At 38.1% G+C, this 20,944-nt stretch carries 20 protein-coding genes and 1 riboswitch; of the genes, 5 read left to right on the top strand and 15 right to left on the bottom strand.

Going from position 1 to position 20,944, the window contains the following annotated elements; all coding sequences use genetic code 11:
* Window positions 1-4 precede the first annotated feature (4 nt).
* Genes AB5618_RS19135 through AB5618_RS19120 form a run of 4 tightly spaced genes read right to left on the bottom strand, consistent with a single transcriptional unit; the run spans window position 5 to window position 5,012 of the window.
* Complete coding sequence (locus AB5618_RS19135) at window positions 5-2,035, bottom strand: beta-galactosidase (protein ID WP_148463274.1); 2,031 nt, start codon at window positions 2,033-2,035, stop codon at window positions 5-7.
* A gap of 11 nt (window positions 2,036-2,046) precedes the next feature.
* A complete protein-coding gene (locus tag AB5618_RS19130) occupies window positions 2,047-3,303 on the bottom strand; it encodes an ABC transporter substrate-binding protein (RefSeq protein ID WP_148463273.1) in 1,257 nt (418 codons plus the stop codon).
* A 19-nt stretch (window positions 3,304-3,322) separates the two neighbouring features.
* Complete coding sequence (locus AB5618_RS19125) at window positions 3,323-4,144, bottom strand: carbohydrate ABC transporter permease (RefSeq protein WP_148463272.1); 822 nt, start codon at window positions 4,142-4,144, stop codon at window positions 3,323-3,325.
* Window positions 4,134-5,012 (bottom strand): carbohydrate ABC transporter permease, encoded by an 879-nt coding sequence (locus AB5618_RS19120; protein ID WP_148463271.1) that lies wholly within the window; start codon window positions 5,010-5,012, stop codon window positions 4,134-4,136. Before AB5618_RS19120 ends, AB5618_RS19125 begins: the two co-directional genes overlap by 11 nt.
* 236 nt (window positions 5,013-5,248) lie before the next feature.
* On the opposite strand from AB5618_RS19120, the gene AB5618_RS19115 reads away from it, so the two are divergent.
* From AB5618_RS19115 to AB5618_RS19105, 3 genes are all read left to right on the top strand, one after another.
* Window positions 5,249-7,018, top strand: coding sequence for a sensor histidine kinase (locus AB5618_RS19115; RefSeq protein ID WP_148463270.1), 1,770 nt, complete (start codon window positions 5,249-5,251; stop codon window positions 7,016-7,018).
* The gene (locus tag AB5618_RS19110) at window positions 6,999-7,736 is read left to right on the top strand and encodes a response regulator (protein WP_148463269.1); all 738 of its coding nucleotides are present in this window, start codon (window positions 6,999-7,001) and stop codon (window positions 7,734-7,736) included. The genes AB5618_RS19115 and AB5618_RS19110 overlap by 20 nt, the downstream gene beginning before the upstream one ends.
* A 53-nt stretch (window positions 7,737-7,789) precedes the next feature.
* A riboswitch (THF riboswitch) is annotated at window positions 7,790-7,887 on the top strand.
* A 71-nt stretch (window positions 7,888-7,958) separates the two neighbouring features.
* Window positions 7,959-8,525, top strand: coding sequence for a folate family ECF transporter S component (locus tag AB5618_RS19105; RefSeq protein WP_148463268.1), 567 nt, complete (start codon window positions 7,959-7,961; stop codon window positions 8,523-8,525).
* Window positions 8,526-8,619: 94 nt separating this feature from the next.
* On the opposite strand, the gene lepB is transcribed toward AB5618_RS19105, so the two are convergent.
* The 10 genes from lepB to AB5618_RS19055 all read right to left on the bottom strand — a co-directional run bounded on the left by lepB (window position 8,620) and on the right by AB5618_RS19055 (window position 19,029).
* Window positions 8,620-8,979, bottom strand: a complete 360-nt coding sequence (gene lepB, locus AB5618_RS19100; RefSeq protein ID WP_330602512.1) for a signal peptidase I — start codon at window positions 8,977-8,979, stop codon at window positions 8,620-8,622.
* A 62-nt stretch (window positions 8,980-9,041) separates the two neighbouring features.
* Window positions 9,042-10,427 carry a DUF4179 domain-containing protein gene (locus tag AB5618_RS19095; RefSeq protein ID WP_148463266.1) on the bottom strand — a complete coding sequence of 462 codons (1,386 nt, stop codon included), beginning with the start codon at window positions 10,425-10,427 and terminating at the stop codon, window positions 9,042-9,044.
* Window positions 10,424-10,981 carry an RNA polymerase sigma factor gene (locus AB5618_RS19090; RefSeq protein WP_148463265.1) on the bottom strand — a complete coding sequence of 186 codons (558 nt, stop codon included), beginning with the start codon at window positions 10,979-10,981 and terminating at the stop codon, window positions 10,424-10,426. The genes AB5618_RS19095 and AB5618_RS19090 overlap by 4 nt, the downstream gene beginning before the upstream one ends.
* 346 nt (window positions 10,982-11,327) lie before the next feature.
* Window positions 11,328-12,197 (bottom strand): hypothetical protein, encoded by an 870-nt coding sequence (locus tag AB5618_RS19085; protein WP_173736309.1) that lies wholly within the window; start codon window positions 12,195-12,197, stop codon window positions 11,328-11,330.
* An 18-nt stretch (window positions 12,198-12,215) separates the two neighbouring features.
* Window positions 12,216-13,040 (bottom strand): AraC family transcriptional regulator, encoded by an 825-nt coding sequence (locus AB5618_RS19080; protein WP_021925437.1) that lies wholly within the window; start codon window positions 13,038-13,040, stop codon window positions 12,216-12,218.
* 410 nt (window positions 13,041-13,450) lie between these two features.
* Window positions 13,451-13,786, bottom strand: a complete 336-nt coding sequence (locus AB5618_RS19075; RefSeq protein ID WP_173736308.1) for a hypothetical protein — start codon at window positions 13,784-13,786, stop codon at window positions 13,451-13,453.
* Window positions 13,750-15,669, bottom strand: coding sequence for an asparagine synthase (glutamine-hydrolyzing) (gene asnB, locus AB5618_RS19070; RefSeq protein WP_368366986.1), 1,920 nt, complete (start codon window positions 15,667-15,669; stop codon window positions 13,750-13,752). The genes AB5618_RS19075 and asnB overlap by 37 nt, the downstream gene beginning before the upstream one ends.
* A gap of 190 nt (window positions 15,670-15,859) precedes the next feature.
* On the bottom strand, window positions 15,860-17,608 hold the full coding sequence (locus AB5618_RS19065) for a M56 family metallopeptidase (RefSeq protein ID WP_173717379.1): 1,749 nt from the start codon (window positions 17,606-17,608) through the stop codon (window positions 15,860-15,862).
* Between the two features lie 6 nt (window positions 17,609-17,614).
* Window positions 17,615-18,004, bottom strand: a complete 390-nt coding sequence (locus AB5618_RS19060; RefSeq protein WP_148463261.1) for a BlaI/MecI/CopY family transcriptional regulator — start codon at window positions 18,002-18,004, stop codon at window positions 17,615-17,617.
* A 134-nt stretch (window positions 18,005-18,138) separates the two neighbouring features.
* Window positions 18,139-19,029 carry a hypothetical protein gene (locus tag AB5618_RS19055; RefSeq protein ID WP_148463260.1) on the bottom strand — a complete coding sequence of 297 codons (891 nt, stop codon included), beginning with the start codon at window positions 19,027-19,029 and terminating at the stop codon, window positions 18,139-18,141.
* 178 nt (window positions 19,030-19,207) lie between these two features.
* Between AB5618_RS19055 and AB5618_RS19050 the strand changes: the two genes are divergently transcribed.
* Both AB5618_RS19050 and AB5618_RS19045 read left to right on the top strand, forming a co-directional pair.
* Window positions 19,208-19,501 (top strand): autorepressor SdpR family transcription factor, encoded by a 294-nt coding sequence (locus AB5618_RS19050; protein ID WP_195993142.1) that lies wholly within the window; start codon window positions 19,208-19,210, stop codon window positions 19,499-19,501.
* Between the two features lie 181 nt (window positions 19,502-19,682).
* Window positions 19,683-20,510, top strand: a complete 828-nt coding sequence (locus AB5618_RS19045) for an SdpI family protein (RefSeq protein ID WP_227199180.1) — start codon at window positions 19,683-19,685, stop codon at window positions 20,508-20,510.
* 92 nt (window positions 20,511-20,602) lie between these two features.
* Here the strand turns inward: AB5618_RS19045 and AB5618_RS19040 are convergent.
* On the bottom strand, window positions 20,603-20,944 hold a 342-nt coding region (locus tag AB5618_RS19040), incomplete at its 5' end, for a LysR family transcriptional regulator substrate-binding protein (protein ID WP_368366985.1).

Raw genomic sequence — 20,944 nt, 5'->3', positions numbered from 1 at the left:
TATTTTACAACCGATATATCGCATAATCTCCTGGAATCAACATAGCTATGGATTCCTCTTCATTGCTAAGAATATTCCTAAGTTTTCCCCCAAGTTCTACTTTCTGTTGTTCAGCACTATAATTAATTAAAAACAGATATTGTTCTGTCTCATTCTTTCGTAAAGCAGCCTGAACTCCGGCACTGGTCTTTAAAACCTTTATCACCCCAGTTTCCTGTACATATTTTGAAAACAATGCACCCAGAAATGCCTCATCCGGTTTTGTCGCAATATAAATTGCTTTTCCCTTTCCATATCGGTTCTCAGTAATACACGGTTGTCCCTGATAAAAATCTTTTCCATATTTACCAAACACAGTCGCGCCTTCTACTCGAAGCAAGTCACAAAATACACCGCAGGTATATTCTTTTTGTGAAAATCCGTCTGCACATATCTGAATCAGATTACTTTCATTTTCATACAAAGTATCAGTTTCTTCTACCCAAATGCCAAGCATATCCTTTAACAAGCCAGGATAACCACCTAACCAGACATTATCCTGATAGTCTGTGATGCCACTGAAATATGTAGTGATAAAGCAGCCTCCATTTTTCACATAAGCTTTGATATTGTCTGCCTGCTTTTCTGTAAGCATATACATCATTGGTGCAACAACCATCTTGTACTTGGACAGATCCGAGTCTGCACGTACAACATCTGTCATAATATTCTGATCATGGAACCATTTATAATAGTACAAAACTTCATCAAAATATTTTGTCCCCTTTTTGGGGAAGGAAGTAACTTCAATTCCCCACTTATAGTTCCAATCTGCAATAATTGCCACTTCTGCAGGAACTTCTGTTCCAAGAAAACTATCACCCATTTTCTTTAAGTTGGAACCAAGTTTTTTCAATTCTTTTCCCTGTCTTGTATCAGTGCGGCCACTATGCTCAATCATGGCACCATGGAATTTTTCAAATCCGGCGCGAGATCTTCTAATCTGGAAAAACATAGCTGACTCTGCACCTCTTGCCAGAGAACTAACTGCAATTGAAGATACCTCATTCGGTCTTTTCACTGGACAACTCATGGCCCAACTTGCCTGATTTGGAGACATTTCCATCATCAAGAATGGACTTTGTTTTTTCTTCAATCCCCTGCACATATCCAGGAAAAATGCAGCCTTGTGTGGGGAATCATTTTTTTCCGGATAAAGATCAAAGGATACAATATCCAATGGCTTCGCAAGCTCATCATAATCATATTCCCGGAACTGGAAATTGTTTGTAACAAGTGCGTCTGGAATATACTTTAAGATTGCAGCCTTTTCAATCTCAAAATCCTTTTTAAAGCTTTCTGTCATAAAGCGCTTATATTCCATGCTTTCCGTTGGGAATGCAGACAGATCAATTCCTGCTCCGTTTACATTTTCCATCACCATATTGTCATATGCAGGCGGGTTGATCTGTTCCCAATCTGTATATACATGTCCCCAGAACATTGTATTCCATGCCTTATTTAACGCTTCAAGACTTCCATACCGTTCCTTCAGCCATTTTCTGTATTCATTTGCACAGCAGTCGCAATAGCAATGGCCTTCCAACTCATTGCTAAGATGCCATAATACAATGTTCTTCTGATCTTTGTAGTGTTTTGCCAGTACTTCACATATTTCCTGAATTCTATGCTTGAACTCTTTATTATTGGGGCAATAATTCACTCTACGAGCCGGTCGGTTTCTTACTCCCCGAATACTCTGTGCCATAATATCCGGATACTTTTTAAGTAACCAGTTGGGTAGAGCTGCTGTTCCTGTAGCCATTACGATATTTATTCCGTTTTCTTCCAGTAAATGGATGATATGATCCATCACTCCAAAAGAATAGGCACCCTCTTCTGGCTGATAAACACACCAGCTATGAACATTTAAAGTTACTGCGTTAATTCCATATTCTTTCATGATCCTGATATCTTCATGCAGAGTTTCTTCATCCCACTGTTCCGGGCAATAATCTCCTCCATATAAAATACCATTCCACTTTGTTAATGCCATATGCTTCTCCCTTATTCTGTCTTTAATTCATCCCAACACTGCTGGAAATAATCCAACAAACCATCTTTATCCAGTTCTCCTGCATAATACATCTGCACACCATTTCCAAACTCGGTTGTTACGCCATCTGGATATTTCTGGAATTCCCAGCCAGCCGCTTTTCCGGCATTTGAATATTCCTGAATTTCAGCACCAATTTCTCCGACTTGTTCTGCTGATGGGGTAATATTCTTTAAACCAGGAATGAAGCCAAATTCTTCTGTAATATATCTCTGACCGGTTTCAGAGCTCACAAGCCAGTTAAGAAACTCTTTCGCTGCTTCTTTTGATTTAGACTCTTTATTCACACACCAATATGTTGATACAGATGCATAAATTTTATCGTTCATTTCGGAATCATTATTGATCGGCATAGGCATAATTCCTACATTCATGTCCGGGGCTACATCGTCAATCATTGGCTGATAACCGTTTAATCCCATAATCATTGCAACCTTTCCAGTTGCAAAATCAGAAACAACGCCACTAAAATCTACAGACAGCGGATCCGTTACCGCATGCTCTTTCATGACATCCACTAAATCTAGCCAATCATAAAACAACTGATTATCACGGAATGTCTCAGTGCCATTATTTAAGTCTTCCAGAAACTTATTGGGATCATCCTGGGACGCAACCGGAATATTGGCTAAAAACAAACCATTTGGATACCATTCAGCTCCATTCACTGAAATGGGACTTATACCAGCATCTTCCAGTTTCTGCACAACCTCTTTAAACTCATCTAAAGTTGTCGGAACTTCCGTAATTCCTGCCTGTTCAAAATAATCTTTATTATACAAAAATCCATATCCTTCGATATACAATGGAAGTCCATAGATTTTTCCATCCATGCTGATTCCTTCTTTACTGGTATCCACCATTTCATCTACCCATGGCTGGTCAGATAAATCTTCCAGGTACTCAGACCATAAAGTCATATTCTGGTAACCCTGATTGTTAAAAATGTCTGGTGCCTCTCCATTTGCAAAACGTGTTTTCAGAACAGTATCATAATCTTCCGAAATAATACTTTCAATCTGCAGATCTACGTCTGGATGTTCTTCCATATATGCTTCCGCCATATCATTCATCTGCTCTGATAACTCTGTTTTAAACTGAACTACTTTTACCGTTGTTTTACCCTCATCTGCAAATGCACTACTTTGTAAGATAAAACATCCTGCCAACACTCCTACTGATACTGCCAAAACTTTTCTTTTTTCCATTTTTTTATCCCCTTTCTTTTTATCCTTTTACAGCACCTGAGACCATTCCCTCTACCACATATTTCTGGAAAATCAGAAATACAAGAATTGCAGGTATGATTGCCATAACAAGTGCAGGAAGTGCTAAATCCCATTTCATAACATACTGCCCGAAAAATGCATTGATTGCAATCGGTATTGTTCTTAAGGTTTCATCTGAAATAATCAGCTGTGGAAGCAAAAAATCATTCCAGAACCAGAACGTATTAATGGTAATACCAGTAAACAATATAGGTTTTAATAACGGAAGAATAATTTTGTAAAACATTTTTACAAGCGTGCACCCGTCCAAAGAGGCTGCCTCCTCCATTTCAACTGGTATATTATGAATGTATCCACGAATCAGAAAAACCGTAAATGGAACAGCCATGCCCCAGTATGCAACAATTACGCCGAACAGATTATTGATCAGATGCAAATTCTTCAATACGATAGTCAATGGAATCATGATTACCTGAAATGGTATAATCAGTCCAGCCATAAATACTGATCCGATAATGCGATTTAATTTAGAATCATATCTTTCCAGCCTGTATGCCGCCATAGAAGAAATTACAATAACTCCCAGATTACTAAATACTGTAACAATAAGAGAATTTCTAAATACCCTGAAATAGTTCAACTGAGAAAATGCTTTCTGGTAATTAAGAAAACTGAACTTTTGAGGCAGACTCAAAACATTCCGTAATAGTTCTCCATTTTCTTTAAACGAATTGATAAAAATAATATAAAATGGAAAAAGAAAAATAATTACCACGCACAAAATTAAAATTGACCATATATTTCCATGCTTAACTTTCACTTGCGTTCCTCCTAGTCAGATAATTTTGTAGCAGGGAAAAAACAACAACTGTTACAAAAAACAGAATTGCTTTTGCATTTCCTACACCATAATTATTTTTTTCAAAGGCTTCTTGATAAATATTAATCGCCAATGTTTCTGTTGATTTAAACGGTCCTCCTTGAGTAAGAGAAAACTGTAAATCAAAGCTTAACAGAGTCTTACTGATTGTCCAGAAGATACAGACTACAAAGGATGGTTTTAAATGCGGCAAAATAATTTTCTTGATCACCTGCATATTCCCTGCACCGTCTACATATGCCGATTCAATAAGATCTCCGGGAATCGCAATAATTCCGGCAATGTAAATCAACATGACATATCCTGTCATCTGCCAGATACTTACAATTGCAACAGACCAGAAAGCTGATGTTGGTCTTGCAAGCCATGACAATTCCAGAAATTTGCAGTTTAACGTTTCTCCAATCTGTGGGAGAACATCCGAAAAGATAAACTTCCAGACAAAGCCTAGAACGATTCCACTTAAAATGTTCGGTAAGATCAGAGTTGTCCGAAAAATCTGGCTTCCACGAATTTTACATGTAAGAATTAAAGCAAACAACAATCCAAGTGCATTTGCAATAACCGTCACTACAAACATGTTTTTCAGTGTATATATAAAAGAGTTCAAAAATGCCTTATCTGATAAAATCTTTTTGTAATTGGCGATTCCGTTCCACTGTATGTTCTTAGATATTCCATTCCACTTTGTTAGTGATGTAGCAAAGCTGTATATGAAAGGAATCAGAACAATACAGCTAAAACAAATTATTGCAGGTGCCAAAAATATAATTTCATTTTTTATACAGGTTCCTTTTTTTTCTTTCATACCTCCACCTTCTCTAACAGTATTTTCGAATTCCGGATTCGTTTATTTTATAACTTGATAGTAGTCTATTCTCAAGTAAAAAGCCACCCATAATTCTATACACTTAGTGGATATTTTTGTCCTGTTAGCTTTATTTTTTTTGCAAATTGCTTATAAACAATTTGATTTTTATAATTTTTTTTGATAAAATTATAAATCAAGTATTATTATATTGATTAATCAATGGGGGATTTGTTATGAAGGGACACTTAAAAAGTATTCGTTATAAACTTATTTTAATTTTATTACTCTGTTCTATTCTGCCTTTATCTTTCTCCATGTGCATCACTTACATTTATTCACGAAATAATTTTTCCAATGAAATCATCTCATATAATGAGCAACTCATGTATCAATTTTCTAATAACATCAATACATATCTTTGCGATGTGTCTGATGGAATATACTATCCGTTTAGCAATGCCAAAATGTATTCTTTTTTAACTAAAAAAGATTCTTCGCATTATAATGATCACAATACCATTATGACCTTTATGCAATCCATTCAAAACCTTTCCAATGATATCGAGTCAATTTCTTTACAGTGTATCAAAAAAAACAAAACTTACATATTTCAGAATCGCGATCTGCTTACAGCTTCCCTGTCTGATTCCGTCTTATTCCCTGGTGATTATACAGCTCATATTTTTTCTTCCAGAAACTCTAAAGACAATTACTCAGTTTCTATATATCTTAATCTTCAGAGTATTCCAGAAAACACCCCAATTGGAGCCCTTACCATAACACTTTCTAGTGTATCTTTTGAAAAATTGTCCAAGGACATGCTAACCGCTTCTGATGAAGCAATCTATGTCATCAACAATTCATCTGAAACTGTTTTATATAGTACAAATAATGTTTTATCAAATAAAATTCCATCTGAAATAAACAATATAGCCCATCAGCTTTCTGCCTCCGGAAACTATCAAAAATATACTGATAATAAACAAAGCAAATTTATATTTTATAAGACTATTGAAGTGTTAAATACTCCCATCACCATTATAAAAACAGTCCCTTTAACAAACGCTTATGAAAGTATTTTTCAGATTCTGAATATTTACCTGCCAACTTATATTGCATTTTTGTTTCTTTCCATCTTGATAACCTGGCATTTTTCCAAAAGTCTTACTACGCCTATTATTCTGCTGACAAAACAGATGAAGGATATTAAGCAAGGAAAAAGTTATGCTCCTCTTGAGTTAAATAGCAATGATGAAATACGCGTTCTAAACGACTCATTTAATTCCATGATTGAAACAATACAACTACTGAAAATAGATAAATATGAGCTTGAACTCTCTATAAAAGACGCGCAATTGCGAATGCTGCAAGCTCAGCTAAATCCACACTTTATGAATAATACATTACAATCTCTTGGAACGTTAGCCCTGCAAAATAATTCACCGGAACTTTATTCGTTAATTACTAATCTTTCTCTCATGATGAATTACGCCATGGATATCCAGCATCCATTAATTTCATTACAAAGTGAATTTGATTATGCACAAAGATATCTCATATTTCAAAGACAACGTTTTGGAGAAAATTTTCATTTTGATTTGAATCCAGATCCTGATACGGTTTCCCTAATGGTTCCAAAAATGATTCTTCAGCCTATTATGGAAAATTATTTTAAGCATGGGTTTGTAAAACGGCCGGAAGGATACTATATCTGTGCCACTTCACATTTAAACAACGGAATCCTAACCGTACTGGTAGAAAACAATGGAAAATCTCTCTCTAAAAAAGAATTAGATAATCTCCAGCTTATGTTTCACTCCATAAAATACAACCAGTACAAGGAAAAAGAAAAAGGGATCGGTCTTGACAATATCCAAACTCGACTTAATATGTATTATCACAATGCATCTTCCGTTTCTGTTGAAAACATTTCCCCTTATGGGGTTTGCATAAAGATCACATTATTCCTGGAGGAACCTGCTAATGAAATTGCTGATTATTGACGACGAAAAACCAGTTCGGGACTGTATTAAATTACTTATTCCTAAAAGCACCTATAAAATATCTGAAATATACGAAGCTGAAGATGGATTAGAAGCAGTTCAGTTAATCCGACAGTATTCACCAGATCTGATATTTACAGATATCTGCATGCCTATTTCAGATGGATTGGAATTAATGGATTGGATTGTTGAAAATAGTGTTTCTACTCCTGTTATTGCGATCAGTGGATACACAGATTATGAATACATCCGAAATTTTTTCATAAAGGGGGGGCTTGATTATATTTTAAAACCAATACAGCCTGACAAACTAAACCTTGCCGTACAGAAAGCTCAAAGTGAAATTGAAAGAAAAAAAGTAATTACTCCCACACATGAAGAGGATTATATAACAGAGGATATTTTTATTTCCATAAAGAAATATATCGACCAAAATTATTCGAATCAGCTTAACTTACCCTATATTGCTTCTGAATTTCATTTAAGTGAACCCTATTTGTCAAGAAAATTCAAAGCAAAATTTGATATTAACATTATACAATATATAAAACTGGTACGGATCCGTCATGCAAAGCAGCTTTTAATGAGTTCTGGAAAAAAGATATCAGAAATATCTCTTTTAGTTGGATATGATGATGAAAAATACTTTTCTCGTGTTTTTAAAGAAATGGAAAAGATTTCAGCTAACGATTATCGAAAAAAATTCTCAAATAAGTAATTTTTTACTTGCTTTTTCCAGTTCTCTGCTATATACTGCCTCATGTAAAGTAATGCAGAGTAAATTCATGAGCGTAAAGTGCCTTCCGGATGGAGAGTTGCCGGAGGACGAAAAGAGAAATCTTGCGGTTCGTGGATTGCTTCTCGCTGCAACAGAAGATAAATATGAATCCATAAATTATCTCCTATTGTGAGCGAAAAAAGAAAAGGAGGTAATTTTTTTATGGAGAAAACAAAGAACATGTTTCTCACCTCAGCTAAAGAGCTGAAAAACACTTCTACACTGGCAGTCTGTGCAATGCTTGCTGCCCTGGCACTGATTTTAAATTCAGTTGCTTCTATCAACATCGGTCCCTATGTAAAAATTGGATTTTCCGGTATCCCAAACCAGATTGCTGATTATCTGTTTGGACCCATTACCGGATGTCTGTTTGCCGGTGTGCTGGATATTGTGAAATTCTTTATCCGCCCTGATGGTCCATTTTTCTTTGGGTTCACCTTTAACGCAATGCTCGCGGCATTTATTTATGGATGTTTTTACTACAAACATAAGCTCACTTTCCGTCGCGTGCTGATTGCAAAACTGGTTGTCGTTCTGATTGTAAATGTTCTGTTAAATACCTTATGGCTGGACATGCTCTACGGAAAAGGATTCCTTGCAATCCTTCCAATGCGTACTGTAAAGAACCTGATCATGTGGCCAATTGATTCCTTTATCTTCTTTACCATCACAAGATTGATTGAACAGACAGGAATTTTTAGTATTTTTAGAAAACCGGCTGCCAGCTGATTACATATATTTGAAAATATAAAAACTTAGCGATATCAAATAAAAAACGCGAATATTCCAGTACTTAATAAGCCACTGATATTCGCGTTTCTTATTATCCTAACCACTTAAAAGAAGGATAGTATCTTACAACAGCTTTCCCCACAATCTGGTCAAATCGCACGAATTTGTTTTTCCATGAACGTGAATCCTTCGAATCATTCCGATTATCACCAAGCATGAAATAACAGTTTTCCGGAACTGTATATGGACCATAACTTCCGATCATTTTCTCCGGAATGAACGAGTCATCCAATGAAGTGGGCGAACCATCAATGTAAACTTTCCCATCCTTAATTTCCACTACCTCTCCCGGCAGTCCGATCACTCTTTTGATAAAAAGACGGCTTTCATCATCTGGGTATTTGAATATTACAATATCAAATCGCTCCGAGTCCTTGAACTTTTCAGAAATTTCATAACCGAACAGATTAAGATTAATTCCACACGCAAGCTTTTAAGAAGATTCACGTTTTTCTACTTAATCTGAATCCTTATTTTTTCACCGACAGGTGTCCAGTCAGATTCTGCAGTGATTTCACCTGTAGTTCCATCATATGCGCTTTCTTCGGTTCCATAATCTTCATCCGTTTTATCTGCTGCGTCGGTATTTTCTTTCTGGTCTGTATCGTCTTGAAGCCTTACTTCTGTGGGAGCATCTGCCCCTCCGATAATTTGAGTTTCAACCGGCTCCTCTGCATCTGACGGATTTTCTCCCTCCAAAGTATCCTCTGGAACTTCTTCTACTTCTTCTGTAGTCTCACCAATTTCTACAAAATCGTCATCAACCCAGACAGTGTCTGCAGCAGCCATATAAGGTTCTCTGGTATAAAGCTGTAATTCCAGATAATCGCTGTCAATATCCGGGAGTAAAAGAACCGGACCGTCAGAATCCAGCTGATACATGCCCCAGAAACTGGTTTTAAAACTCCATTGAGATTTACCATCTGCTGAATTACTGCGCAGTTCATACTGTACCTGATTTCCTTTACTGTCTGTCCCCATAAGCATCATCTCATTACCATTATACAGCTTTTCCTCAAGTTCTTCCGGAATTTCTGCCGTAATTATACTTTGCAGTTTATTCATGGAAAAGTCTGTTAATTTTACGGTTCCTTCTTCTGTTTTAACAGAAACATCTTCCAGCTTTTTATGAACTGTCTGTTTCATAAGCTCCGCATGGGGAATAGAAAAATCAAACTCAAACTCTGCAAAATAATCTTCGCCAAGATTTTCATTTTGATAGGCACCAAGTACCAAATGTACTTCCGGATTTTCTCCCAGCTCACCATCAAGGGAAAATCGGGATTCCAGAACAGCATCATAGACATTTTCATCCAGTCCAATATTTAGCAAATCCTCATCCGAATACGGCAGATAGTGTCCGCTTTCGTATTCTTCAATTTTCTGTCCATTTATTGTAGTTTTCTGATAATCAATGTCAAGCTGTGTATTGGCAAAGGTCCAGGCATCCTGGACATCATCCGTGCCCTTTTGCCCGGAAGATGTTTTTTCTGCATGCACCTTTGTTAACAGAACCCCATTATCCAGAACAACTTCTTTTAATGTTACAGTAATTCCTTTGTCTTCCTTAGCGGTATTCAACACTTCCGTATAAGATTCAATGCTTTTTGGGAAACCAAGGGTTTCTCCTATGGACAATGTAATATTTTTTATTGCAGCCTGGATATGTGGATTAGAAAAGATAACAGAACCCAAGGCGACGATCACACAGGCAGCTGCTGCTTTGCTCCACCCTTTCGGTCTCCGGTTTTCCTTTTTTTCACTCCATTCCCGCTCTGCTTCCTCTATATATTTCGGATCAATATTACCAAATTCTTTTGAAAAATCAAACTTTTTCATATGCGTCCTCCTTCTTTTTCCAACAGTTTCAACAGCTTTTTCCGGTTTCTGTATAAATTCATTTTCACGCTTCCCGTTGACATATGATGCCTTTTGGAGATTGCAGAAACAGGATCTAAAAACCAGTATCTTCGTACAAAAATATTTCTGTCCTTTGGAGACATTTCTTCCAAAAAACGATTTATGGTTTCCATCAGTTCTTTTTCCGCCAGCTGTTCTTCCACGGTATAAGTTACATTTAGCTGATCCATTTCCTCTATAACATCTGCCATATGAACATCCGGGCGCTTGCCTGCAAACTTTTTCCTTAAACGGTCGATACTAAGATTTCTTGTAATCCGACCGCAAAAGTGTGCCAATACAGGAGGATGCGTAGGAGGAATCTGTGACCATACTGAAAACCAGGTATCATTCAGACATTCCTCGGCATCTTCTCTATTTGCCAATAAATTCCAGGCAATCTTGTAGCAATAGGGATGATACTTAGTACTCAATTCTATAATTCCATTCTCATCTCTTTTCAAAAACAGGTTTATAATTTCATCATCATTCATTTACAGGTTGTCCTCCGGGTTTCTTTAAGATAAAAGTCACTGTCCATAATCTGACCAGCAACAGATAAGGCGCCTTTTTGAATAAAAAAATTTCCATTCATATTATATATCGTAAAAAATAGTGGATGGTAACAAAAAAATTTAATTCTTTTCAGTTGAGATCCAAACTACAGTTTTGGTTTTCAGAAGATTACCTTTTAGGGGTAAAAATAATGAAAAGCAGCCGATATTCTCATTTTATATATCATGAGATACCGGCTGCAACTGCTGTTATAAAATATTTTCTTGTTCTGTAGTTTTGTACTTCATACTACAGCATTCATTATAATCACGGTCAGAATACGTCCTATAAACTGTCCACAAAACGCATAAAATCTTCTCTTCCTTTTGGTGTGCATTTATAAACTCCGGCATCTTCCAGCACATGTACAAACACCAGTCCTACTTCTTTTTGAAGAATTGCTTGAATGTTCTCTGCATTAATATCCGGATATTTTTCCAGCAATTCTTTCACCCAATCCTCATGCTTTGCTATTTTTTCATTTGAAGAAATATCTTTTCCAGATAAAATGTATTCCTCTAAAAGCTCCAGCTCTTCTTTTAATCTGGCCGGAAGAACTGCAAGCCCCATTACCTCGATCAGTCCGATATTTTCCTTTTTAATATGATGGTACTGTGCATGTGGATGATATACACCAAGTGGATGTTCTTTCGTCGTAATATTATTGCGAAGTGTCAGATCCAGCTCGTATACATCTTCCACTTTACGGGCAATTGGGGTTATGGTATTATGTGGCTCTCCGTCCGTATTGGCAAATACAAAGGCTGCTTCATCTGTATAGCCTCTCCATGCCTGCAGCACATGTGTTGCAAGGTCAATCAACCGTTCTGGATTTTTATGACGGATACGGAGCACTGATAACGGCCACTTTACAATTCCCGCTTCCACATCCTCAAATCCAGGAATGGTCACATGCTTTTCAATCGGTGCCTTAGCCATTGCGAAGGTATAATGTCCTCCCTGGAAATGGTCATGGCTTAAAATAGAACCGCCTACAAGCTGCTCAATGTTCTGAAATTCCTGTTCCGGTGCAGTGTAATCATCCTCGTAAAATACATCCAGCAGAAGATTTGTTGTGTAATTTCTCTCACATTCTGGTATCAGTTCCGTCTCGACTCCATACTGTACCAGTTTTGCAATACTCTCACTCAGCATATTTTTATCCTCTCTTTTCTATATGATTTCATTTTGCAGAACAAACTTTTCTCTGTACAGATTCCGGTATTCTCTTGGTGTCATTTTGTAGCGTTCCCTGAAAACCCGGTTAAAAGTCCGCTGACTTTCAAATCCTGCATCCATGGAAATGTCCGTAATGCTTTTGTCTGTACACTCTAAATGAACACAGACATAGTTTAATCTCTGTTCATTTAAATATTGGTTAAAATTTCTATGAAAAGTTCCGGAAAAGACACGCGAAAGTGTAAATTTACTTACTCCCATATCTCTTGCCATCTTTTCCAGGGACATTTCTTCTTTAAAATGTTTTGCAATATAGGAGACCGTCTGATAAATGATATCATTGCTCTCCACGCTGCTCTTTTCCTGTAAGTTAAATGCCGGGATACTTCTGGCCAAAAGGATCTGCACATAAGCCTGTTCCACAACAAGGTTAGGATTTTGCTCCTTTTTATCGAGCTTCAGGCACCGAATTGCATTTACAATATCCCGGTGGACCTGCGGCTTTTTAATTACAGGATTTTTCGGACAGTATTTCTGCATAACAGAAGCAAATTGTCCGCAAAGTATGGGCTGCGCCCACAGATAACATGCCTTATTATTCTCTCCTGAAAAGACCTGGCAGTGATGGATCACTTCCGGAAAAAGGACTGCAAAATCACCTTCCTCCATGTGAAAGAGTTCCTGGCCCATTCCAAGCTCCAAGCATCCTTCTGTAAGATAGATGAATTCAACTGAATTGTGCAGATGAGGGGATTCATGTCTGGCAATGCGGGAATGTAAATGCAGGTTTTCTTTTTTCTCTTCATAAACCGGAAACATAATTTCTCTCCTCTGCAAATTTTGTCTGTTTTTTCTTTTCATTTGGCACGTAATCCGCTTTCAGGTGATCTATAATGCACTTGTAAGTTAAGAAAAGAGGTGAACGAAATGAAAAATTTAAAAGCTTATATCTTATATGTGATGAATTTCTACGCAAACTATTATAAAGTTTGCCGCTAATGCCAGAAGAAAATTCCGGTATTCGGCCGGATTTTCTTCTGCATAAACTATCACATCCGCTTTTTATTAGTATAACCAACTGATGAACCCCTGTACATGAACAGGATTCTTTAAAATATAGACAAAATGATACAAAAAAAGATATGCTGCAAAAAATGACTGTATTTCCTGCCTCATATCTTTCCTTAATCCAATGACAGACAGCCCGAAAATATCGGGCTGTCTGCTTTTTAGATGGTATCAATCAGATCACTTCCACTAATGATCTGGCTCCAGCGGTTTTCACGTTTGTCCGCATTTTTCTCAAAGTATGGAAGTCGCGTTTCTTCCAATTCCTCCAGGTATGGGATGCTTCCATCCAGATACTTTTTGATTCTCCGTATGGTACTGTTAAGTCTGGTAATCACAGCTCCAAGTTTAATCTGTTTCTCAGCTTCTTCTACAGGTACAAATTTATTTTTCTTAAATTCTTCCAGACACCTAATTAGTGCATTATTATGAATATAAAAAAGAATATATTGAAGTTTTATTATTGCAGCCTTGTAACCAACTCTCCCTTCGAACATGTAGCAAAAAATCTATCGTACCAGATAAGGAATGTTAAAACTGTCCAGATTTTACGACTGTTATCTGCCTTTTTATCTTTATGGTCTTTCAGAAGCTGAAGCAGTTCCTCTGTACGAAAAAATTCTTCTGCCGCTTTTGAGGTAAATAAATCCGTTACCATCTGATACCAGTCATCCTGCCGCAGCCACACACGGATTGGAATAGGAAAACCAAGTTTCTTCCGTTCATCGGTTTCCTGTGGAAGAAATCCTGAAACAGCTTTGCGGAAAATATATTTGGTTGTACCCGCTGCAATCTTGGCTTCTTTCGGAAGCTTTGCTGCAAAGTCAAAAACTTCTTTATCCAGAAATGGTACCCTGACTTCCAGGGAATGTGCCATACTCATTTTATCAGCTTTCTGCAAAATATCGCCAGGAAGCCAGTAGTTCAAATCTACAGACTGCATTTTTTCCATGTCTTGAAGTCCGCCTCTGTTTTCTGCCTCAAGCTCTTCATAAAATGGTCTTAAATATTCCTGCGTGGAAGGTCCTGTTACTTTATTTTTCAAAATCTGCGCTTTCTCTTTTTCACGGTAGATATACGCATTTCCAATGAAACGTTCTTCCACTTTCATTCCTGCGCGGATAAGGAAATCCCGTCCTTTCACATCTGGCAGCTTTGCGGCCAGCTTTCTGACAGCACGTCTGAGCACGAATGGAATCCAGGCAACTTTCTTCAATGCTTCCGGTTCTCTGTAAATATTGTATCCACCGAAAAGTTCATCTGCGCCTTCCCCGGAAAGGACTACCTTAACATGCCCGGCAGCCTCTTTGGAAAGAAAATAAAGTGCAACTGCAGAAGCATCTCCAAGGGGTTCATCCATATGATACATCACATCTGGAAGGGCATCCCAGAATTCCTGCTTGGATATGATTTTCACATGGTGTTTCAAACCTGCTTTTTCTGCCACTTTGGCAGCTTTGTTTACTTCACTATATCGATCTCCCTCATCAAATCCCACTGTAAATGCCTGATCTGCACCGGAGGAAGAAGCCAGATAACCGGAATCCACTCCACCTGATAAAAATGCGCCGACTTCCACATCACTTAACATATGATGCTTCACTGAATCCTTTAAAATCTCGGAAAGCTGGCTCCGCAGCTGCGCCATATTCGTCTTATGGTTCCACTGACCTGGTGTAAGCTTTGGTTTGAAATAAGTCTTTATTTCATAGCTTCCGTTTTTATATAAAAGCATATGTCCAGGCATCAGTTTATAAATTCCCTTAAAGAAGGTCTCTTCCAGAGGAGAATATTGAAATGACAAATACTGCTCCAGTGCCTTCTGATTTACTTTCCTTTCATAGCCTGGAAATGCAAGGATACTCTTAATTTCAGAAGCAAATACAAAGTGCCCATCTATTTCGGCATAGTACACAGGCTTAATTCCAAAGAAATCCCTTGCAAGCATCAAAGTCTGCTCTTTTTCATTCCATACTGCAAACCCAAACATTCCCCTGAGTTTATCCAGTGCCTTCTCCCCATACTGCTGAAGGGTATTTACCAGAACTTCCGTATCGGAATGGGTGCAAAAAGAAATGCCGAAAGTCTCAAGTTCTGCCCGCAGTTCTTTATAATCATAGATTTCTCCATTAAAAACAATATGCAGATTTCCATCCGCACTTTCCATAGGCTGCTGCCCATCTTCTAAATCAATAATACTAAGTCTTCGAAAGCCCAGCGTAATCTTCTCCCTGCAAAAGGAGCCCTCACTGTCCGGGCCTCTATGCTCAATGGCTTTCATCATCCTTTCAATTACTGTCTTCTGATCCTGTCTGTAACCTGTAAATCCACAGATCCATTTCTTCCTCCGTATCCATTTGATGTAGTTTAGACACTGCAACGACTTTTGTTACAGTCCAAAATTTTTTTCCGATATTTTATCATAAAAATATCTGTTTGTTGTAAAATAAAAATGTCTTTCTTATCAAATAATTATATTTCCAAATAGCTTTTATATCTCATATAACATTTTACAAGAAAAGAAACGTTTTCCAGTCTCTTATTTGCTTCCGGAAAACGTTTCTTTTCATTTACTCTTCATAAAGATTTCCGTTCTCATCGGTCCAGGTTCCGTCACCATTATCTGTGTATCCTACACCTTCTGAATCACAGTAATAATAATCTCCGTTTGTAGTCTCTTTTACATTAACGGTGCCGCTGCTGCCCTTGAGTTCATGCTTTTCCAGCTGTGTTCCGAAATTATAGTCTTCGTCATTCCAGGTACGATATGAATTTCCATTGGCATCTGCCCAGTTTCCATCTCCCTGATAACTGTATCGGCTCCCATAAGCATCAGAATAGGTCCCATCTCCGTTATCGTAAAGAACTCTGGATTCTTCATCTCCTCCACCCGGTGCTACAATTGATGCTACACCGGAAGCAGTAGTGAATCCACTGGTATATGGTACGCCTGCTGGCAGATTCTCATAAGATGAAACAGACTCGTTGTTGTCAGAGGTAATTCCATCATCGGTCGTTTCACTTACCTGTCCGCTGTTTTCCATGGCAGGTTCATCGTTTGTTTCCGCATCTGCTTTTTCCTCTTCGTCTACAGAATCCTCTGTATCTGCATTCTCTGTCACTCCTCCTTCGTCCTGTGTTTCAGCAGCTTTCTGCATAGTTACCATTTCAGAAAACGGTGCATAATCCGGTACATTATTTTTCTCTGGATCTGCATTTTTTTCAATACCAGACTTCTCCGTCTCTACTGAAACTGTATCTGTCCCGGCAGAGACATTAAATACCAGATTACCGCCTGCAAGCAGCAGCGTCACAAGAATTCCCGGAAGAATCCCTCTGCGGAGTTTCCGAATGTTCACCATATACAGAATCCGATCTTTAAACACCATTTCGCTGTCATTAAGACTTGCTGTCACATATGGAATCTGATTTTCCATGGCCACTGTCCTGAGAAGCAGCTGTCGATATAATTTATGTTCCTTTTTATTAACTCTGCGAACAACTGCTGTATCACACAGATTCTCAATATCCTTATCCGCTTCTTTCAGCATGATAAGAAGAAAGGGGTTGAACCAGTATATTGATGCACAGATTCGAAGGAGCATCTTATACCAGAGATCCCGATGGCAATAATGTGTGAGTTCATGGTAAAAAATAAGTTTTCTTTCTTCTGCTGAATACCCGGTTGCTGGTAGATACAATTTTGTATGTAAAAGTCCTGCAAGAAGCGGTGTGGTAAGACCTGCGTTTTGCCTGAGCTCCGGTATTCTGCGTACGTGCTTCTTTTGACACGCTGCACGGTACATCTGAATACTCACCGTATCACTTACCTGCAGACTCATCCGTTCCAGATTCCTTATAGAAAAATAATATGCCAGCAATTCTCCTGTCAGTTTAAGTACCGCTACGCTCGGCCAGACAACAACAAAAATCACAGCCACAATTCCCAGCCATTTATCTGATTCGTACCTGACAGTTCTCTTTTGTTCCGGAATTTCTGTCAGATTTTTCATGTCATTGCTCGCAGATGATACGGTTTCTGTTATCTTCTGACTTTCCTCTGGTCTGACTGCGTAATCCGTTATCTTCGGGTTTTGCGTATTCTGTTGACTGCTTCTAAGTACTTTGAAATCCACCAGTGCCAGATTCTCCGGAAGGCGCACCGGAACACAAAGGCTTATCGTAATCAACAGCCAGATAAAGTACTTCCATCTCGCTGATACACGTCCTTTAAACAGAGTCGCAAGCACTTTTACCAGTAAAATTACTATTGCTGCAATAATGTTCAGTTTCAGAATGTGCAGAATGAAAACCTCCATAATTAGCTATTCCTCCCTGTCCTCCAGGTTCTTAAGAAATTCACTGAGATCCTGGACTTCTTCTGAGCTGATCTTCTTTCCATGATAAAGTGAAGTTACAAACTTTTTTAGTGAATTCCCATAAAGTTTCTCAAGAACACTCTGGCTTTCATGTGCCTGATAATCTGACTGCGAAACCATGGGTGTATACAGATTCATTTTTCCCTGTTTCGTCACTTCCACGAAATTTTTGTTCTCCAATCTGGTCAGCAATGACAAAATTGTTGTTGATGCAAGCTTTTTCTTCATATTGATCACTTTCTCAATCTCCGGTCTGGTCATCGGCGGAGTATTATTCCAAAGAACGAGCATAATATCCAGCTCTGAGTCCGGAAGTCTCTGGTAAGTTTTTTTCACTTTTTCATACCTCCCCTGTTACATATTTTCTACAAATGTAGGAATGATTCTATTTTACCACGGTTCACGGAAATGGCAAGGGCTTTTGCACAATTTGCAAATGCCCTTGCCATTCCTGCAGCTACTGACCACTATCAGTCTATTTCTGTATAGCTGCTGCCATTTTCATCACTCCATGTCCCGTCTCCGTTGTCCGTAAATCCTGTACCATTTTCGTCCTGGAAATAATAATCACCATTTGTAGTTTCCGTAACCGTCACAGTATTACCGTTTGCATCCTGAAGGTCATGCTGTTCCAACGTATGTCCCAGATGATGAGTGTCATCATTCAGAGCTGAGTAGGTATTTCCATTTTCATCGGTATAAGTTTCATTCCCATTATCAGTATATTTCATTCCATCATCTCCACGGTATTCGCAAGAATAATCTTTGTGAAGAATGTAATTGATCTCAATTGTATTTCCATCACTGTCAACTAATGTCAGTGGTGAGGTGGAAATAATATCTGAACCATCACTGTTATCTGCGGAAGCATTCACTTCTGTATCGGAAGAATCTGAATCTCCCTTGCCTCCCGGATTGGAAGTATCGGTATCCACCTGATCAGAATTCTCTGTTGAATCTTCATCTGCCTGTCTGGTAAGGGAGGGATTTCCTGGATAGGAAATATATTCTACGAATTTTCTGACATCACCGATATCATCTGCATCTTTTGCATATCCCACCGTCATATATAAACTGTTCCCCTCTGAATAAACTGTCTGATAGCAGGCTTCATACGTATCATTGCATTTTGCAATTGCTATATTGACATCATCAAGTGAATATTTGTAAATGTTTACATAATCACTTCCATTCGTGTAGCTGGCATAAGTACCTTCCGTATCTGCCTTTTCCCAGTCGGAATCTGCTGGCGGCTGTGTATAAAAGTCATTATTTTCTGCTGCCAGAACCGTTCCTGCTGAAAAAGTTCCCAATACCGCCGTAGTGATAAGTGTCATTAACTTTACTGTTCCTGTCTTCATAGTGCATTCTCCCTGTTTATTATTTTCTACTTTTGTAGAAGTTGTTTATATTCTACATCTGTAGAATATAAATGTCAACCATATTTTGAAGTAACTGGTTCTTGACACATAATATTCCTTGCATTATAATACGTTTAACAATTAAGTTAAATGTTAAATGAAGGGATGTGATGAATTATTGGGTATACAGGATACATTAAAAGCACTGGCTGATCCAACACGACGTGAGATTTTGAACTTATTGAAGAATGGGCGGCTTTCAGCTGGAGAAATATGCGAACATTTTTCAGTGACGGGAGCATCCATATCAAGACATCTGGCAATATTGAAGGAAGCTGATTTGATCCGAAACCAAAGAGAAGGAAAGTTTATTTATTATGAATTAAACACTTCCGTATTGGAAGATGTCATGTTGTGGATCACAGATTTGAAAGGAGCATCGAACGATGAAGGAAATGATAAAAAAATATAGAGGTTCATTAATTAGCTCTATACTGGTAATTCTTGCAGGAGTCCTGGTGGGTTTTACGAGTACACACGGTAAATGGATAAATGTATTTTTTGTAGTAACGCACTGTATATTTGTAGCAATCATATTTTATGATAACAGAAGCCGACAACAGAGTCCAAAAGTTATAGGAATGACTATATGGATGATACCTGTTATTACATTGCTCTATAATGGCATTGCCAGATTGGTAAATACCGGAGCAGGCATGGAGAACCTGTTCATGGCATTCATGTATTATGGAACAGGCTTACTATTCATGGTTATAGGAAATTATCTGCCAAAGGTAAAGCAGAATAATACGATAGGAATCCGGGTTATATGGACATTGCAGGATGAGGAAAACTGGAATGCAACTCATAGATTCAGTGGGAAACTATGGATGGCATCAGGTATTCTGTGTATGCTCTGTGGTCTTTTTGAGGAAAGTATGGCTGCTCTTGTTTTGTATATCGTAAGCATTATGGCAGCTGCAATCATCAGCATTCTCTATTCTTATCTCTTTTATAAGAAAAAGATAGCGACCGGAGAAAAATTAAAAATTCAGTATAACAAAAAAACAATTGGAGTATCCGGAATCATAGCCATTTTAACCATTATATTCGGTATATGGACGTTGTTTTTGGGAAGTATTGAGATTCGTTTCGAGGATAAAGATTTTACCATTGAGGCACAAGGCTGGAGCGATTATACAGTGGACTATGCGCAGATTGACAGTATCTCATATGAAGAAAATTCATCTCAGAACCGGAATGATTATAGAACCAACGGTTTAGGAAATCTTAGATATGCTATGGGAAATTTTAGAAATGATGTTTATGGAGATTATATCAGGTATACCCATTCATCCTGTCATTCATATGTAGTCATGAGTATAGATGGAAAAATATTGGTCGTAAATGGTGAAAATGATTCAGCGACAAAGGAAATCTATCATACAATTAGCGAAAAGGTGTCAAATGAATTAAAATAGTATCAGAAATGCTGGGAAAATGTTCCCGACTCATCAATTGACTTGTGTTTGGATAGGTGCCGCGTTTAATAAACCAAGTTCTTTCGCTTCTTTTATGTAATCAACAGAATTGTATTTTTTAATTCTCTTGCCGCAGCCCCCATAGGATGCTGGCTGTCATACACCAGGCAGATCTGGCGCTCCGGAATTTCATCTTTTAATGGGATCTGTACGATCTCTTTTTTCAAAAGGGAAGGTGCAGCCATCGGCTGGGGCAAAAATGCAAGCCCGAGCTTGCATTTTACCAGAGGCAGGATCTGATCCGCAGTGGCAGCTTCCGTATCCGGGGAAAGATCCAGGCCATGAGATAAAAATACGCTGTTGTAAAATTTATAGGTCATAGTTTCCCGCCCAAGAGAAATCATCGGATAGTTCTTTACCTCCCGAAGGGAAAG

Source organism: Ruminococcus sp. J1101004sp1_RTP21198st1_B9_RTP21198_201120, from assembly GCF_040924245.1.
GTDB classification, from domain to species: Bacteria; Bacillota; Clostridia; order Lachnospirales; family Lachnospiraceae; genus Blautia_A; species Blautia_A faecis.
The sequence above is the reverse complement of the archived record's forward strand: the minus strand, read 5'-3'. Positions and strand labels throughout refer to the sequence as shown.